Source organism: Rhizorhabdus histidinilytica, from assembly GCF_900167915.1.
Lineage (GTDB): Bacteria > Pseudomonadota > Alphaproteobacteria > Sphingomonadales > Sphingomonadaceae > Rhizorhabdus > Rhizorhabdus histidinilytica.
In genome coordinates, this window is record NZ_FUYM01000001.1 from 559103 (window position 1) to 575716 (window position 16614).

The 16614-nt window shown below is 68.9% G+C and carries 17 protein-coding genes; 14 read left to right on the plus strand and 3 right to left on the minus strand.

The features are described 5' to 3' along the window. Nucleotides 1-419 precede the first annotated feature (419 nt). From B5X82_RS02670 to B5X82_RS02700, 7 genes are all read left to right on the plus strand, one after another. A complete protein-coding gene (locus B5X82_RS02670) occupies nt 420-1109 on the plus strand; it encodes a GntR family transcriptional regulator (RefSeq protein ID WP_235862577.1) in 690 nt (229 codons plus the stop codon). Nucleotides 1110-1239: 130 nt separating this feature from the next. Next, nucleotides 1240-2127: an SMP-30/gluconolactonase/LRE family protein gene (locus tag B5X82_RS02675; RefSeq protein WP_079646471.1), complete on the plus strand. Its 888-nt coding sequence runs from the start codon at nt 1240-1242 to the stop codon at nt 2125-2127. 38 nt (nt 2128-2165) lie between these two features. Continuing rightward, nucleotides 2166-2726 carry a UGSC family (seleno)protein gene (locus tag B5X82_RS02680; protein WP_079646472.1) on the plus strand — a complete coding sequence of 187 codons (561 nt, stop codon included), beginning with the start codon at nt 2166-2168 and terminating at the stop codon, nt 2724-2726. Next, nucleotides 2644-3738, plus strand: coding sequence for a hypothetical protein (locus B5X82_RS02685; RefSeq protein ID WP_223811333.1), 1095 nt, complete (start codon nt 2644-2646; stop codon nt 3736-3738). The genes B5X82_RS02680 and B5X82_RS02685 overlap by 83 nt, the downstream gene beginning before the upstream one ends. Next, nucleotides 3735-5213: an AMP-binding protein gene (locus B5X82_RS02690; RefSeq protein ID WP_079646474.1), complete on the plus strand. Its 1479-nt coding sequence runs from the start codon at nt 3735-3737 to the stop codon at nt 5211-5213. The genes B5X82_RS02685 and B5X82_RS02690 overlap by 4 nt, the downstream gene beginning before the upstream one ends. Continuing rightward, nucleotides 5206-6282 (plus strand): CaiB/BaiF CoA transferase family protein, encoded by a 1077-nt coding sequence (locus B5X82_RS02695; RefSeq protein ID WP_079646475.1) that lies wholly within the window; start codon nt 5206-5208, stop codon nt 6280-6282. The genes B5X82_RS02690 and B5X82_RS02695 overlap by 8 nt, the downstream gene beginning before the upstream one ends. After that, a complete protein-coding gene (locus B5X82_RS02700) occupies nt 6267-7085 on the plus strand; it encodes a sugar phosphate isomerase/epimerase family protein (protein WP_079646476.1) in 819 nt (272 codons plus the stop codon). The genes B5X82_RS02695 and B5X82_RS02700 overlap by 16 nt, the downstream gene beginning before the upstream one ends. A 91-nt stretch (nt 7086-7176) precedes the next feature. On the opposite strand, the gene B5X82_RS02705 is transcribed toward B5X82_RS02700, so the two are convergent. After that, nucleotides 7177-7497 carry a 2Fe-2S iron-sulfur cluster-binding protein gene (locus B5X82_RS02705; protein ID WP_079646477.1) on the minus strand — a complete coding sequence of 107 codons (321 nt, stop codon included), beginning with the start codon at nt 7495-7497 and terminating at the stop codon, nt 7177-7179. A 150-nt stretch (nt 7498-7647) separates the two neighbouring features. Between B5X82_RS02705 and B5X82_RS02710 the strand changes: the two genes are divergently transcribed. The 3 genes from B5X82_RS02710 to B5X82_RS02720 are packed head-to-tail and all read left to right on the plus strand — an operon-like array spanning nt 7648 to nt 10315. Continuing rightward, nucleotides 7648-8664, plus strand: coding sequence for a zinc-binding dehydrogenase (locus B5X82_RS02710; protein ID WP_321185797.1), 1017 nt, complete (start codon nt 7648-7650; stop codon nt 8662-8664). After that, on the plus strand, nt 8661-9809 hold the full coding sequence (locus B5X82_RS02715) for a sulfotransferase family protein (RefSeq protein WP_079646478.1): 1149 nt from the start codon (nt 8661-8663) through the stop codon (nt 9807-9809). The genes B5X82_RS02710 and B5X82_RS02715 overlap by 4 nt, the downstream gene beginning before the upstream one ends. A 17-nt stretch (nt 9810-9826) precedes the next feature. Continuing rightward, complete coding sequence (locus tag B5X82_RS02720; protein WP_235862578.1) at nt 9827-10315, plus strand: VOC family protein; 489 nt, start codon at nt 9827-9829, stop codon at nt 10313-10315. 198 nt (nt 10316-10513) lie between these two features. On the opposite strand, the gene B5X82_RS02725 is transcribed toward B5X82_RS02720, so the two are convergent. Then, nucleotides 10514-11743 (minus strand): CaiB/BaiF CoA transferase family protein, encoded by a 1230-nt coding sequence (locus B5X82_RS02725; RefSeq protein ID WP_079646480.1) that lies wholly within the window; start codon nt 11741-11743, stop codon nt 10514-10516. Nucleotides 11744-11932: 189 nt separating this feature from the next. On the opposite strand from B5X82_RS02725, the gene B5X82_RS02730 reads away from it, so the two are divergent. From B5X82_RS02730 to B5X82_RS02745, 4 genes are read left to right on the plus strand one after another with little or no spacing between them, the layout of a single operon-like run. After that, nucleotides 11933-12736, plus strand: a complete 804-nt coding sequence (locus B5X82_RS02730) for an enoyl-CoA hydratase/isomerase family protein (protein WP_079646481.1) — start codon at nt 11933-11935, stop codon at nt 12734-12736. A gap of 1 nt (nt 12737) precedes the next feature. Beyond that, nucleotides 12738-13880: an NADH:flavin oxidoreductase gene (locus tag B5X82_RS02735; RefSeq protein ID WP_079646482.1), complete on the plus strand. Its 1143-nt coding sequence runs from the start codon at nt 12738-12740 to the stop codon at nt 13878-13880. Further along, nucleotides 13877-14440 (plus strand): nuclear transport factor 2 family protein, encoded by a 564-nt coding sequence (locus B5X82_RS02740; protein ID WP_079646483.1) that lies wholly within the window; start codon nt 13877-13879, stop codon nt 14438-14440. Before B5X82_RS02735 ends, B5X82_RS02740 begins: the two co-directional genes overlap by 4 nt. After that, a complete protein-coding gene (locus B5X82_RS02745; protein WP_079646484.1) occupies nt 14437-15204 on the plus strand; it encodes an SDR family NAD(P)-dependent oxidoreductase in 768 nt (255 codons plus the stop codon). Before B5X82_RS02740 ends, B5X82_RS02745 begins: the two co-directional genes overlap by 4 nt. 174 nt (nt 15205-15378) lie before the next feature. Here the strand turns inward: B5X82_RS02745 and B5X82_RS02750 are convergent, their stop codons facing one another. Further along, nucleotides 15379-16533 (minus strand): Gfo/Idh/MocA family protein, encoded by a 1155-nt coding sequence (locus tag B5X82_RS02750; protein ID WP_079646485.1) that lies wholly within the window; start codon nt 16531-16533, stop codon nt 15379-15381. Nucleotides 16534-16614 lie beyond the last annotated feature (81 nt).

Sequence of the window (16614 nt, forward strand, 5' to 3'; positions counted from 1 at the left end):
GCCGCGACAGTCGCCATACTGGCGACGCGTAGTGATCGTTTCATTTTCCCCTCCCTTGTTCTTGGATGCCCTAAAGCAGGCACGTGCTTCACGGGATGAGGGCAGCTTAACAGGTCGACTGGAGTACGCCGATAATGGCGGGGCAAAGTCGCCCAGCAATCGCGTATGCGATCCCTCGCAGGCTGGCGCACCTCTATTTCTGAAGTTTCACTTGCTTTATTTGGAGGGCTGGGATCACATATTTGAATAAGGAGACCTCCTTAAATCGAAAATTATGTAGTACTCGCTGCATAGTGATGCCTGCCGTCGAGCCCGTTGGCGAATGGCTGCCGCCCCGGCTCGACTCGCGGTGGTCCGTTGCAACCGCCGCGCGCCCGCGGCATGACGGCGCGATGGCGAGCGAGCACGGATCCGGAGAGATGAGGCGGGAGGACAAGGCCGGCAAGGCGCTGTCGGTGCTCGCGCGGCCCGAGGCGCTGACCGGGCGGGTCGCGGGACTGATCCGCCAGGCGATCCTGTCGGGCGAACTCGCCCCCGGCGAGCGGCTTAGCGTGCCCGAGCTGGCCCGCCGGCTGGGCGTCAGCCGGACCCCGGCGCGGGAGAGCCTGCTGCTGCTCGAACGCGAGGGGCTGGTGGTGCCGCGGTCGAGCGCGGGCATGGCGGTGATCGCGGGCGGGCGCGAGGAGATACTCGACCTGCTCGACATCCGCGAAGGGCTGGAGATCATGACCGCGCGCCGCGCGGCCGAGCGGATCGACGCGGCGGGCGTCGCGCGGCTCGAGGCGATCCTCGCCGATCACAAGGCGGTGCTGGAGGAGGGCGACCTCGCCCGGCATGTCGAGCTCGACGCGGCCTTCCATGCCGCGATCCGCGAGGCGGCGGGCAACGACCGGCTCGCCCGCCAGCTCGGCCAGATCGAGCTGCAGCTCCGCGTGCTCAACGGCCGCCTGTCGCGGGCCGAAGGCTGGAGCGGGCGCGCGGTGCTGGGCGATCACGATGCGATCGCCAGGGCGGTCGTCGCCCGCGATGCCGACGCCGCCGAGCGGCACATGCGCGCGCATATCGAGCGCACCCGCGCCTTCCATCTCCGCTCGCTCGCCACCGGCTGAAGCACCCCCGATCACCATCATGATGCTTTGACGCCGATCGCCCCCGGCGGCTTGCCGCGCGACCGGGGCGGGGCATGCTGCGCGTGGATCGGGGCGAGGGCCCCGGCGGGCGGAAGCGAGGAGAAGCGACATGGCGCAGGTCGAATGCGTGCTCGATATCAGGGCGGAGTCGGGCGAGACCCCGGTCTGGTCGGTGGCCGAGCAGCGGCTGTTCTGGGTCGACCAGCTCGCCTTCACGCTCAACGCCTTCGATCCGGCGACGGGACGCAACGAGGCCTGGACGATGCCGGCCCATATCAGCAGCTTCGCGATCCGGGGCAGGGGGGAGAAGCTGCTTGTGGCGCTGCGGACCGGGTTGTTCGACTTCGACCGGGCGAGTGGAGCGCTGACCCCGGTCGCGGCACCGCCACCCTATGATCAGGCGGCGCTGCGCTACAATGACGGTCGCTGCGACCGCCAGGGGCGTTATGTCGTCGGTTCGGTCGACCTCAGCTTCTTCGAGAACCGGATCCCGGGCCGAGCGGCGGTCTATCGGCTCGACGCTACGGGTCTGGCTCCAATCGTCAGGGATATCACCTGCTCCAACGGCCTGGCGTTCAGCCCCGACGGGCGGACCATGTACCTGGCCGACACCGTCCAGAACGCGGTGTTCGCCTATGATTATGACGTAGCGACCGGGACGCCCGGCAACCGGCGCGACTTCGTCCGCTTCGGCCCCGTCGAGGGCAAGCCCGACGGCGCCGAGGTCGACAGCGAGGGCGGCTATTGGGTCGCGCTGCTGATGAAGGGCGCGGTGGCGCGCTACACCCCCGACGGCAAGCTGGACCGGCTGATCCCGGTGCCGGTGCTGCAACCGACCAAGATCGCCTTCGGTGGGCCGGACCTCGCCACGCTCTACCTCACCAGCGCGGGCCATCGCCACCTGCCCGGCGATGAGCCGCTGGGCGACCAGGCGGGCGGGCTGTTCGCGATCGATACGGGCTTCAGGGGGATTGCCGAACCGCAGTTCGCATTTTAAATTTGCATGCAACATGTAAATTCGTTTAGGCGAAGGTCATGACGATCCAAGTTCTCGATCCCACCGCCTCGCTGGCGCACGATGTCGCCGATCCGGGGCCCGATGCCGGCGTCCTGAAGGACAAGCGCATCGCCATCCGCATCGACATGCTTTGGCGGTCCTGGGACTGGGTCAGCGCGATCTGGGCAGAGGGGCTGCGCGCCGAGGGCGCCGAGGTGACCTTCTGGCGGAGCTGCGGCCGGACCGGCGCCGAGGGCGAGGCCGCGGCGAGGGACTATGCCGCGCTGCTGCGCGAGAGCGACGCCGCGATCGTCGGCCTCGGCAATTGCGGCTCCTGCACCTCCTGGACGATCGCCGATGCGCTGGAGGCGGCTGCCACCGGCATGCCGACCATCGCCGTCGCCACCGCCCATTTCGAGGGGCTCGCCCATAATCTCGCCAAGCGGGGCGGCCGCTCGGGGCTCAGGCTCCACGTCCTGCCCTATCCGCTCGACATCCTTCCACGGGACCAGGTTGATGACATTGCAAGAGACCAATATCGATCGTTCCTGCGGAATTTCGGGGTGCGAGGCGGACTGGCTGAGCAGTCGGCGGCATGAGGTCGACGAGGATATCGTCGCCTTCAACCGCTTCGCCATGGCGCAGGGGTGGGGCGACGGCCTGCCGCTGATCCCGCCGACCGAGGCGCGGGTCCAGGACTTCCTGGTCGCTGGCGGGCGCTTCCCCGACGAGCTGATCGCCGTCCTGCCGCCGTTGCGCGCCGAATGCACCGTCGAGAAGATCGCGGTCAACGCGGTGATGGCGGGATGCACAGGCGACGCGATGCCGTTGCTCTGCGCCGCGATCGAGGCGATGGCCGATCCGAGTTTCGACTTGGCCGGGCTCAATGCCACGACCGGATCGGTCGTGCCGGCGATCATCGTCAACGGCCCGATCCGTAACGCGCTCGACATTCCCTATCAGGCGGGCTGCCTGGGCGGCGTCGCCGGTCCCGCGCCGGCAATCGGTCGGGCGATCCGGCTGATCATGCGCAACGTCGCGGGACAACTGATCAACGCCACCTCGCAAAGCGTGTACGGCACGCCGGGGCGGGTCGCCGGCATCGTCTTCGGCGAGTGGGAGGAGCGCTCGCCCTGGGCGCCGCTGGCCGAGCGTCGCGGCGTCGCGGGCGATGCGGTGACCGTCTACGGTGCGATGGGCACCGCCAATATCTGCGACGTGGTGGCGGACAGCGCCGACGGGTTCCTGGACATCATCGCCAAGTCGATGGCCTATCCGGGGGCCAACGGCTTCCTCACCTCCTCGGCCTTTTCGGAGACGCTGTGCGCGATCAACCCGGTCTGGGCCGAGGTGATCGCCAGGTCCTATCCCGACATGGCCGACGTGCAGGCCTATCTGTGGGACAAATGCGCGCTGCCGATCGACTGGTGGCGCCCCGAATATCGCGCCCCGATCGAGGCGCTGGGCCGGATCGGGGCCGAGGGGCGCGTCCACCTGACGCCGACGCCCGACGACGTCATCGTCATGGTCGCGGGCGGCCTGGGCGGGCTCCACGCGGCGATGCTGCACAGCTGGGGCACCTGCCTGACCGTGACCCGGCCGATCCGATGACGCCGGTCGTCATCGTCGGCGACCGGATCCGCACCCGCGACGAGGAGGTCGAGCGCGGCGCGCGGCTCGCGGCGGCGATGCACGCGGCGGGGGTGGGAGCGGGCGACGCCGTCGCGCTGCTGCTGCGCAACGACTTCGCGGTGCTGGAGGCCAATCTCGCGGTGCGGCGGCTCGACGCCTATGGCGTCCCGGTCAACTGGCACTGGCACGCCGACGAGATCGGCTATGTCCTGCGCGATTGCGCGCCGCGGCTGCTGATCGGCCACCACGACCTGCTCGAGGCGATCGAGGACCGCATTCCGGCCGGCCTGACAGTCGTCGCGATCGGCGGCGATCCGTCGCGCGGGTGGATCGACTATGACGACTGGATCGCCAGCCATGAATCTCATTCCGGCGCCGGCACGGGGCTGGGTTCGTCGATGGTCTATACCTCGGGGACGACCGGGCGGCCCAAGGCGGTGCGGCGGCTGCCCGCGTCGGGCGAGGAATCGGCGCAGCGCGCGCGGGTGCTCGCGGCGATCCACGACAGCGCCCCCGGCAATGTCGCGCTGGTCACCGGACCGCTCTACCATCTGTTCGGCCAGGCGCTGATGACCGCCACCTTCGGCGCGGGCGGGTCGGTGGTGATCATGGAGCGCTTCGACCCCGAAGCCTGCCTGGCGCTGATCGAGCGCCACCGCATCACCCACAGCGCGCTGGTGCCGACCTTGTTCGTTCGGCTGCTGCGGCTGCCCGACGCGGTGAAGGCGCGCTACGACCTGTCGAGCCTGCGCCACGTCGTCCATTCGGGGGCGCCCTGCGCGCCCGAGGTGAAGCGGGCGATGCTCGGCTGGTGGGGGCCGGTACTGCACGAGACCTATGGATCGACCGAGACCGGCGTCGTCACCAAGATCGGTCCCGCCGAATGGCTCGAACGGCCGGGCAGCGTCGGCCGCCCGGTGCTGACCGGCGAGGTGCGCATCCGCGGCGAGGACGGGGACTGGGCGCCGGCGGGCACGGTCGGCGACGTCTATCTGCGCATCCACGGCACCCCCGATTTCACCTTCCACGGCGATCCCGCCAAGCGCGCGGCTGTCGAATATGACGGCCTCATCACCTGCGGCGACATCGGCTGGCTGGATGAAGAAGGCTATTTGTTCCTGTGTGACCGCCGCGTGGACATGGTGATATCCGGCGGGGTCAACATCTACCCGGCCGAGATCGAGGCGGCGCTGCTCGAGCACCAGGCGATCGGCGACTGCGCGGTGTTCGGCGTTCCCGACGCCGAATATGGCGAGACTCCGGTCGCCTTTGTCGAGCCCGTCGGCGCGATCGACGCCGGGGCGGTGCGCGCCTTCCTGCGCGGCCGGCTGGCGGGCTACAAGGTACCGCGCCACATCGTCGTCACCGACCGGCTGCCGCGCGAGGAGACGGGCAAGATCATGAAACGCAAGCTGCGCGAGCAATTCCTGGCGACAGAGCAGGTCGATGGCTGATCCGGCGATGGCGGCGCTGGCCGGGCTCAAGGTGATCGACATGGCGTCGCTCTACGCGGCGCCGTTCGCCGCGACGATCATGGCCGATTTCGGCGCCGACGTGCTCAAGATCGAGCCGCCGGGCGGCGATCCGTTCCGCGACGGCAGGATGTGGCCGCTGGTTGCGCGCGGCAAAAGCTGCCTGGAACTCGACCTGCGCGCGCCCGAGGGGATCGAGGCGCTCAAGACGCTGGTCGCCGAGGCCGACGTGGTGGTCGAGAATTATCCGGCGGCGGTGCTGCGCAAGCGCGGCATCGACTGGGAGACGCTGTCGGCGATCAATCCCCGGCTGGTGATGCTCAGCGTCTCCTGCTTCGGCGCCGACGGGCCCTATGCCGACCGGCCCGGATCGGGCACGATCGGCGAAGGATTTGGCGGGCTGACCTGGCTGACCGGGGAGGGCGACGGGCCGCCGATGCTGCCCTCGGTCGCGCTGGGTGACGCGGTGGGTGCGATGAGCGCGGTGATCGGCGTGCTGTCCGCGCTCTACTGGCGCGAGCGGAGCGGGAAGGGTCAGCAGGTCGACGCCAGCCTCTACGAGCCGATCCTCCAGATCGTCGCCCATGCCGCGCAGCGCTGGTCGCCGGGCGATCCGCCGATGCGTTGCGGATCGAAGCTGCCCGGCGTGCTGCGCAACGTCTATGCGACCGGCGACGGCCATTTCGTCGCGCTCTCGGCCAGCACCGCGCGCCACCATGCGGATTTGATTGCGCTGGCCGGAGGCGGGGAAGGGGACGATGATACCCGTGTCGCGGCCTGGATGGCGGGCCGGACCCGAAGCGAGGCGATCGACGCGCTGGTCGCCCGGCGCATCCCGATCACGCCGATCAATGATCTCGATGCACTGCTCGCCGATCCGCACGTTCGGGCGCGCGACAGCCTGCGCCATGTGCGCAGCGATCGGCTCGGGAACCTCGCCCTGGCCGCGCCGTCGCCGCGCCTGTCGCGCACCCCGGCGCAGATTGGCGAGATCGATCCGCCGCTCGGGGCAGACTTCGACGCGGCACTGGCGCGATGGACGGCGGCCTGACACCGCCGCTGTGGGGGCGCCGGCGCTTCGCAGCGCATCTCGGCATCGCATCCCCCGATCGGCCGCTGCTCGAAGGCGGCATCGATCCGATCGCGCAGATCGAGCGGGCGCATGCGCTGGGCTTCGCCGGCATCACCGACAACGGCCTGATGCTGCGCCCGCCCGAGGTGCAGCGGCGCATGGGCGAGCGGCTGCGCGCCCTCGGCATGGAGATGGGGAGCTTCACCCATGACTCGCCTGGCGAGCGGCCGCGCTTCTTCTGGGGCGCGTCGCAGCCCGATCTCGATGCCGCGCTCGCGCCGACCTTCGCGGCGGCCGAGCGGGTCGGCGGCGTCGTCAACCTCGTCCTGCTCGATACCGGCGCCCCGCGCCCGGACCAGTTGGCGCGGGCGACCGACAATCTCGGCCGGGCGGCGATGCTGGCCCGAGAGCGCGGAATCCGCCTCGCGCTGGAGCCGGTCAGTCGCATCCGGGTACCGCTCGCGCTGGTCGAGCATATGGCCGAGGCGGCGGCGATCGTCGTCCGGATCGACGACGCTGCGTTCGGGCTGATCCTCGATAGCTGCCACATGGCGCTGGGCGGCGAGGATATCGCCGCCGCGATCCTGGCCCAGGCCGATCGCCTCCGCGTGGTCCAGATCGCCGACATGCCGGGCCGGGTCGAGCCGGGAGCGGGAGAACTGGACTTCGCATCGATCCTCGCCGCGCTCGATCGGATCGGATGGCAAGGAATGCTGGAGGCCGAGTTCGATCCGCTCGGCGACGAACCCGCGATGCTCGGGGCATTGGCCAGGCTGGGCTAGAGTCCGCCTTGGTAAATTGCACCGTTCGTCCCGAGCGCCTGCCTCGCAGGCAGTCGAGGGGCTCGACACGAACGGATGGTTTCGGTTCGTTCTACCCCTGGCTCTCGGGGACATGGACGGTCAGACCGTCGAGCGCGGGGGTGACCCGGATCTGGCAGGACAGCCGGGAGTCGGGCCGGCGGCCGCGCGCGAAGTCGAGCATGTCGGCCTCCCCCGGGCTGGGCTCGCCCACCGCCTCCAGCCAGGCGGGGTCGATATGGACATGGCAGGTCGCGCAGGCGCAGGAGCCGCCGCATTCGGCGACGATGCCGGCGACGCCGTGGCGCCTGGCGACCTCCATCAGCGAGAAGCCATTGTCGCCCCGCGCGATCGTCACCGTTCCGTCCGCATCGATGAATCTGATCTCGGTCATCCTGTATTCCTAGGGCTGGGAGCCCGTTTTCGTCTTCTATGTAGTGGCGGCATCATAGTTGCGATCCCTTGGTGGACGATCTTGCAACGAAGTGGCGCGCCCGGCCACATCCCGGTGACAGAAGGACGCCGGAACCGGCGCGGAGGAGGGATGATGCGAGCCGCCATGTTCCACGGCGCCGGCCGGCCGATGACGATCGAGGAGGTGCCCGATCCCGAGCCTGGCCCCGACGAGGCGGTGATCAAGGTGTGCCGCTGCGGCATCTGTGGTTCCGATATCAGCATGACGTCGGGCAGCTATGCCGATTATCCCGCCGGCACCACCCTGGGCCACGAATATGCCGGCGAGGTCGTCGCGGTCGGCAAGGCGGTGTCGAACCTCAAGGTCGGCCAGCGTGTCTCGGCGATGCCGGCCAAGGGGTGCGGCCATTGCGCGTCCTGCCTGGCCGGCTTTCCGCTGGGCTGTACCGCGATGGCGGGCATGATCGGCGGCTTCGGCCAATATATGCGGATCTACGCGCCGGCCGCGATCCACCTGCCCGATACGCTGTCGATGGCCGACGGCGCGCTGGTCGAGCCGCTTGCGGTCGGCCTGCGCGGCGTCGCTCTGGCCGAGTTGAAGCCGGGCGCGACGGTCGCGGTGCTCGGCGCCGGCGCGGTCGGGCTCGCCGCGATCTACTGGGCGCGGCTGCTCGGCGCCGGGCGCATCGTCGCCATGTCGCGCTCGGCGCGGCGAGCGGACCTCGCCACGGCGATGGGCGCCGACGGGTTCGAGGCGTTTGGTGAAGGCGAGGGCGACCGGCTGGCGGCGGCGCTGGGCGGTCTGCCCGACGCGGTGCTCGAATGTGCCGGGGCGGTCGGCCTGATGCAGAAGGCGGTCGAGCTGGTGCGGCCGGGTGGCACGATCGTCTCGCTCGGTTTCTGCGGAAGCCCCGACCCGATCATCCCGTCGCTCGCCACCTGGAAGCAGGTGACGATGAAATTCTCCTTCGCCTACGACCTGCGCGAGTTCCGGCATTGCGCCGACACGCTCGACGCCGGCCATGTCGCGCCGCGCATGATGATCAGCGAGACGATCGGGCTCGACGCGCTGCCGGTGAACTTCGAGGCGCTGCGCACCGGATCGACCCAGACCAAGGTCCATGTCGATCCGTGGATCGCGGCATGAGCGCGCAGGACCTGCTCGCGCCCGAAGCAATGCTCGCGGCTTCGGCCGTACGCACCGGCCTGTCCGACTTCGGCGATCCTGGCTTCCGCGAGGGGCTCGACCGGCTGCTGTCCGACATCCGCGCGCTCGACCTGCCCGAGGCCTTCGCCCAGGCGACCGCCTTCCGCATCGGCCAGTTCCTCGATGCACGCGCGATGGCGGTCGACGGGTTGCGGCGGCACGGCGAGGTGCGGTCGACGCCGATCCGCCAGCCGCTGATCATCGCCGGGCTGGTCCGCTCGGGCACCACCGCGCTCCACCAGCTGCTCTCGCTCGATCCGCAGTTCCAGGGGCCCGAGCATTGGCTGACGGTGGCGCCGATGCCGCGCCCGCCGCGCGACCGGTGGCAGGACATTCCGCAGTATCGCGCCGTCGCCGATGCGATCGCTGCCTTCGTCGCGAGCGCGCCCGAGATGCTCGACGACCATATGATGTCGGCGGAGGGGATCGAGGAATCGCTGTTCATCCTCGCCACCGGTTTCGCCAGCAACATGTGGCCGTCGATGTGGCCGGTGCCGCGCTACGACCTCTGGTATCGCGATCGCGACGACAGCGACAGCTATCGCTGGCTGGCCGACGTGCTGCGCCTGATTGGCAAGGGCGACGACCGCCGCTGGCTGCTCAAGAACCCGACCGATCTCTTCTCGCTCGGCGAGGTGCTGAACGTCTTTCCGGATGCGATGATCGTCCAGACGCATCGCGACCCAGTCGAGGCGATGCCGTCGATCTGCAACCTTATTCTCGCCGCGCAACGCGTCTTTGCGGGCGATCGCGCCGATCCCGTGGCGATCGGCGAGCGCGAGGCGGAGATGTGGGCGATGGCGCTCGACCGCGCCGAGCGGGTGCGCGCCGGCAGCGGCAATCGCTTCTTCGATATCGAGTTCCGCGATTTCACCCGCGACCAGCTCGGCACCGTCAAGCGGCTTTACGATCATTTCGGCCTGACGCTCGACGCGTCGACCGAGGCGGCGATGCAGGCCTGGCTCGACGCCCATCCGCGCCGCGCCACCGCCGGGCCGCGCTACCGGCCCGAGGATTTCGGCCTCACCGCCGACGGCCTGCGCGAGCGCTTCGCCGGCTATCGCGCTCGGCGCGGCTACGCCTGATCGTGAAGGAGACGGAGATGCAGAACCTGCTCGGCGGCACATTCCACCAGATCGCCTATGTCACCGCCGACTTCGATGCGGGGCTGGCGGCGCTGCGATCCGGCCATGGCATCGAGCACTTCCTGGAGCTGCGCGACATGCGCTTTCCGGTCGATCGGGTCGGCGCCGAGGCGCATTGCCATATCGCGCTCGGGCGGACCGGCGACCTCGAGATCGAGCTGATCCAGCCGCTCGGCGGCGCGGTCGACCTCTATCGCGAGCCGCTCGACCGGCCCGGCCCGCTGCACTTCCACCATGTCGCGCAGCGGCTCGACACGCTCGCCGAGCTGGAGGCGCTGCAGCGGACGGCGCGGGAACGCGGCTTCGCGATCCCGATCGATTCCCAATCCAACGGCATGACCTATTTCTACGCCGATGCGCGCGCGACGCTCGGCCATTATGTCGAATATATCTATGGCTCGCCCGACTATTGGGCGGCGGTCGGGGCGATGATCCCGGAGAATTGATGGCGAACCGCACATCCTGAGAGGTGGAAAGTGCCTTACCGCTCATCCTGAGGTGGGACTGAGCCTTGGCGAAGGCCCGTATCGAAGGATATTTGAGCCTCGAGCGCCCCTTCGAGACAGCATTTCGACTAGGCCAATGCTTCCTCAGGGTGAGCGGGGACACTCTCGGGAGGAGCGGAAGCTTAAGCACATACTGCGCTAGATCACCCCTTCGTCCCCGAGCGCATCGATCTCCGCCTCGCTCAGGCCCAGCTCCCCCGCGAGCACCGCGCGGGTATGTTCGCCCAGCATTGGCGGGGCGCGATAGTCGGTGATCGGCGTCGCGGAGAAGTTGAGCGGGCTGCGGATCAGGTCGAGATCTGGCTTGAGCGGGTGCGGCGCACGAACGCGCATGCCGCGATGTTGCGCCTGGGGATAGTCGAATACCTGCTCCAGGTCGTTGATCGGGCCGCTGGGGATGCCGGCTTCGCCCAGCTTCTCCAGCCAGTAGGCAACGGTATTGGTGGCGAAGATTGCGTCGAACACCTCGGTGATCTCGTCGCGATGCTGGACGCGCAGCACGTTGGTGTGGAAGCGCGGATGGGTGGCGAGCTCGGGATGGCCGACCGCGTCGCACAGCGCGACATATTGCTTGTCGTTGCCAGAGGTGATCATGATCGCGCCGTCGCTGCACGCGAACTTGCTGGTCGGCATCCCTCCATTGCCCTGGGTGCCGCGCCGCACCGGAACCTCGCCCGAGGTCAGGTAGATCTGGGCATAGTGCGACAGGGCGGAAATGCCGCAGTCGAGCAGGGCGACGTCGATATACTGGCCTTCGCCGCCGGCCGCATCGCGATGGTAGAGCGCGGCGAGCACCGCGTTGGCGACGTTGAGCCCGGTGAACAGGTCGATGATGCTGGGACCGACCTTCATCGGCCCGGCGCCAGGCTTGCCGTCGGGCACGCCGGTCACGCTCATCAGCCCGCATTCGCCCTGGAACACCGCGTCATAGCCCGGCTTGGCGGCAAGCGGCCCGGTCTGGCCGTAGCCGGTGACGGAGCAGTAGATGATGCGCGGGTTGGTCGCCTTCAGGCTTTCATAGTCGAGCCCGTAGCGCTTGAGGTCACCGACCTTGTAATTCTCCATCACCACGTCGCACGACAGGACCAGCTTGCGGATCAGGGCCTGGCCGCGCGGGGAGGCGATGTTGAGCGCCACCGACCGCTTGTTGCGGTTGACCGACATGTAGAAGGCGTTCTCGCGGGTGCGGTTGCCCTCGGCGTCGCGCAGATAGGGCTCGCCGAATATGCGGGCGTCGTCGCCGACCACCGGCCGCTCGATCTTGATCACATCGGCGCCCATGTCGGCGAGCACCTGCGATGCGAACGGGCCCGCCAGCACGCGGGTGAGATCGAGGACGCGGATATTCTCGAGGGGTAGTCTGGCCATGGTTCAACCTGCAATTGCCCGATCATCCCTCGTCATGGCCTGCGGCCATGGCAAGGGACGCCGCCCGCCTGTTCACAACCATGATATGCCGATCCGCGCGCTTTGCGGGAGGGCCGCGGCTCTCGCCTTTGCGGCGGGGTTGGTCCAATTGCTGGGCCGAGAACAACCGAGGATAGGATTGGAGGCCGCATGGGCGACATCTTGCGGGACACCCCGGCCGAAGGCGTCTGCCGGCTCACGCTCAACCGTCCGGACGCGCTCAATTCGCTGAGCTACGCCATGTATGGCGAGCTGATCGATCATCTGGAAGCGGTCCGCTACGATCATGACGTCCGCGTCGTGCTGCTGACCGGCGCCGGCCGCGCCTTTTGTGCGGGGCACGACACCCGCGCCGGCGGCGCTCCCGACTGGGTGGATGAGGGGCTGGGCAAGGCGCAGTGGCAGCGCCGGATCATGGACAAGCTGGGCCAGATCCCGCTGCGCATGCGCGCGCTGCCGCAGCCGGTGATCTGCGCGGTCAACGGCGCGACGGCGGGGGCGGGCTATGCGCTGGCGCTGGCCGCCGACATGACGATCGCCGCGCGATCGGCCAAGTTCGTCAACGCCTTCCACAATGCCGGCACCGGCCATGAACTGGGTTTCAGCTACATGCTGCCGCGCCTCGTCGGTGCCCAGCGGGCGGCGGAGCTGATGCTGACCGGCCGTGCGGTGATGGCGGAGGAGGCCGAACGGATCGGCCTGGTGCTGCGCTGCGTCGACGACGAGCGGCTGATGGACGAGGCGCTGGCGCTCGCCGACGCGGTGATGGCCAACAGCCCGATCGGCATCGCGCTGACCAAGAGCTCGATGTGGATCAACGCCGACGCGCCGAGCCTGGAGGCGGCGATCGAACTGGAGAACCGCGCCATCTTCATGAGCCAGTCGACCGGCGACACCGCCGAGAAGCGCAAGGCCTTCTTCGAGAAGCGCCGGCCCAATTTCACGGGACAATGAGATGAGCGCGATCGAACCGCTGCTGCGGCCGTTCGCGCTGCGCGGCCTGGACCTGCCCAACCGCGTCGTGATGGCGCCGATGACGCGCTACCGCTCGCCGGCCGGCGTGCCGACCGGGGAGGTGGCAAGCTATTATGCCCGCCGCGCCGCGACCGGCCTCGGCCTGATCCTGACCGAGGGCGTGGCGCTGCCGCATTATGCCGCCGCCGATCATCCCGACATCCCGCGCATCGACGGGGTCGAGGTGCTGCAGGGCTGGCGCAAGGTGATCGACGCGGTCCATGCGGCGGGCGGGCGGATCGTGCCCCAGCTCTGGCACCAGGGGCCGATGTGGAACGTCGAATATGCCGGCACCGGGACAGGCAATCCGATGCGGCCGTCGGGGATATGGGGCCCGGCCGACGGGGTGATCTCCTTCCGGCCCGAGGGCCGCGAGGCGAGCCTGGCGCCGGTGCCGCCGATGACCGACAGCGACATCGCCGACGTCATCGCCGCCTATGCGCTGGCGGCGCGCAACGCGGTGGCGCTGGGCACCGACGGCATCGCGATCCACGGCGCGCACGGCTATCTGATCGACACCTTCCTTTGGGACTATACCAACCGGCGCGACGACCGCTGGGGCGGCGATCCGATGCGCCGCGCCGCGTTCGGGGCGGAGGTGGTCCGTGCCATCCGTGCCGAGATCGGCGAGGCCCGGCCGATCGTTCTGCGCTTCTCGCAGTTCAAGATGCAGAACTACCAGGCGCTGCTCGCCGACACGCCGGACGCGCTCGGCGCGCTGCTGGGCCCGCTCGCCGATGCCGGGGTCGACCTGTTCGACGCCAGCCAGCGCTATTTCGACACGCCGACCTTCGAAGGGTCGAGCCTCAACCTTGCCGGCTGGGCGAAGAAGCTCACCGGCAAGGCGTCGATGACGGTGGGCGGCGTCGCGCTCGACAAGGCGCGGGGCAATGCCAAGCATATCGACGACAGCCAGCAGTCGGTGAACAACCTGCCGTTGCTGGTCGAGCGGTTCGAGCGCGGCGAGTTCGACCTGGTCGCGGTCGGCCGGGCGATCCTCAACGATCCCGCCTGGTTCACCAAGGCGGTGGCGGGCGAGCCCTTCCTGCCGTTCGATCCCGCCAGCCTGGAGCGGCTGACATGACCGCCATCGAGCAACGCATCGACCGGCTGGAATCGCAGGCGGCGATCCAGCAACTGCCGATCCGCTACGCCCTGGCGGTCGACGGGCGCGACCTTGACGCCTGGGTCGGGCTGTTCGTCCCCGACGTGAATTGCGGGCGGCGCGGATCGGGCCGCGCGGTGCTGCGCTCGATCATCGAGCCGGCGGTGCGGACCTTCTACCGCTCGATCCACCAGATATGCGGCCACCGGATCGAGTTCGACGATGCCGACCATGCCCATGGCGTGGTCTATTGCCGCGCCGAGCATGAGGCCGATGGCCAGTGGATCGTCATGGCGATCGCCTATTTTGATAGCTACGAACGGCGCGACGGCGCCTGGTATTTCGTCCGCCGGCAGGAGAAGCACTGGTATGCCGCCGACTGGCAGCGGCGCCCGACGGCGCCCTTCACCGGCTGGGCCGCGCATCCGCATCCGCCGACCCTGCCGCAGGAATTCGAGGCCTGGAATCCCTTCTGGGCCGAAGAGGCCGCAGACCGCATCGCCGCGCTGACGGCGCTTCCGACAGGAGACACAGTATGAGCAGCAACCGCCGTTTCGAGGGCCGCTCGGTGATCGTGACCGGCGCCGGATCGGGCATCGGGGAGGCGACCGCGCGCGCCTTCGCCGCCGAGGGCGGGCTCGTCACCATCGCGGAGCTCGACGGCGACAAGGGCCGCGCGGTGTGCGACGCGATCGTCGCCGATGGCGGCAAGGCCCGCTTCGTCGAGACCGACGCGACCGACGAGGCATCGGTCAGGGCGATGGTCGAGGCGGCCTGCGCCGCGCACGGCCCGGTCCGCCACGCCTTCAACAATGTCGGCGCGGCGAAGCTCGGCTCGCTGGAGGAGCTGAGCCTGGAGGACTGGAACTGGACCGTCCAGATCTCGCTGACCAGCACCTTCCTAGCGATGAAGCACGAGATACCGGTGATGAAGGCCAATGGTGGCGGGACGATTGTCAACACCGCATCGATGTCGGGCCGCATCTTCACCCCTTCGGCGCCGGCATCCTATTCGGCGGCGAAGGCGGGAGTGATCCACCTCAGCCATTATGCGAGCTGTACCTATGCGCGCGACAATATCCGGGTGAACAGCGTGCTGCCCGGTCTGACCGCCACGCCGCAGATCGCCTCGATGTTCACCTTGGAGCAGCAGGCCGAGGTCGCCAGCCACCACCAGATGATCCACCGCTGCGTCCAGCCGTCCGAGATCGCGGCGGCGGTGCTGTTCCTGTCGAGCGACGAGGCGGCGATGATCACCGGGCGCGGGATCGAGATTTCGGGCGGCGGGGCGCACGCTTCCTAGGGAGGGATCGGTTCAAGCCACCCATTCGTGTCGAGCCCCTCGACTGCCTGCAAGGCAGGCGCTCGGGATAAACTTCAGCCTTTGGCTGAAGTCGAGACACGTTCCGGGAGCCAACGTCCCTCGACTTCGCTCGGGACGAACGGATCGTGGTATCGGAACGCCCGCCGCCCCCCGTCACACCATCTCGTCCATCCTGATCCAGCGGCGCTCGGCGTCGGCCCGTTCGACCGCCTCGACCACGCGGTGGACGGCGGCGGCTTCGGTGAAGCTCGGCGATCCCTCGCCGCCCGATCGGATCGCGGCGGCCATGTTGGCGAACATCCAGTCCATCGCCACGAACGGGCGCGGGCCGGTCTCGCCGCCGATCGTGCCGGGCACTGCATAATAGGCGGGATCGATCTCCACCTCGGCGCAGGCGCGCTCGCCATAGGGCATCAGCCGCGCGTCGCCGGCATAGAGCTTGGCCGAGAGCAGGTTGCCGAAGCTGGAGTCGCTCAGCAGCAGCCGGCCGCGATCGCCCCAGACCTCGACCCGCCAGCCCTCGGTATCGGGCACGCACCAGCCGGCCTGGAGACTGCCGATCGCGCCGTTGGCCATGCGCAGCGTGGCGGTGCCCAGGTCGTGGGTCTCGGGGCGCAGCACGTCGCCATTGGGCAGGAACCATTCGGGCACGCCGGTCGCCAGCAGGCCGGTGGCCTCCTCGACCGGCCCGATCAGATGGGTGAGGAACAACAGCGAGTGGGTCGCGAAATTGCGCCAGCCGCTGCCGCCGCTGCTCTTCTCGGCCAGCCAGTAATAGGGGTCGGTATTGCCGGACCAGGCGCTGTAGCAATAGGGTTTGTCGTTCTCGACGATCAGCGGCAGGAACAGCTGGACGTGGAAGCCCAGCGGCTTGCCGATGAAACCGGCGTCGATCATCGCCTTCATCTGCTGGGCGGGCGGCGACCAGCGGAACTGCGCGTCGACCACGCCGACCACGCCCGCCGCCTTCTGCGCATCGCGCATCGCGTCGGCGTCGGCGACCGAGGTGGCGAAGGGCAGCGCATCATAGACGTGCTTGCCGTTCCTCAGCGCGGCCATCACCATCGGGAAGCGGAAGGAGGGGCGGGTGCCGACATCGATGATGTCGAGATCGGGATCGGCCGACATCTCCTCATGGTTCCAATAGGCCTTGGGAATGCCGAAATCGGCGGCGGCCTTTTCGGCGGTCTCGCGGCGAGAGGTGCAGATCGCCGCGACCTCGACCCCCTCGATCCTGCGCCACGCCGCGCCATGGACTTTGAGGCTCCAGTTCGCGCTGATGATGCCTACCTTGAGCGGCTTCGCCATAGGACCGTCTCCCTCTCTTTCCGATCGAGACTGGCCCAGTCCGCCGCGACGGAAAACCGCCGGCCACGGCCTATCACCTAT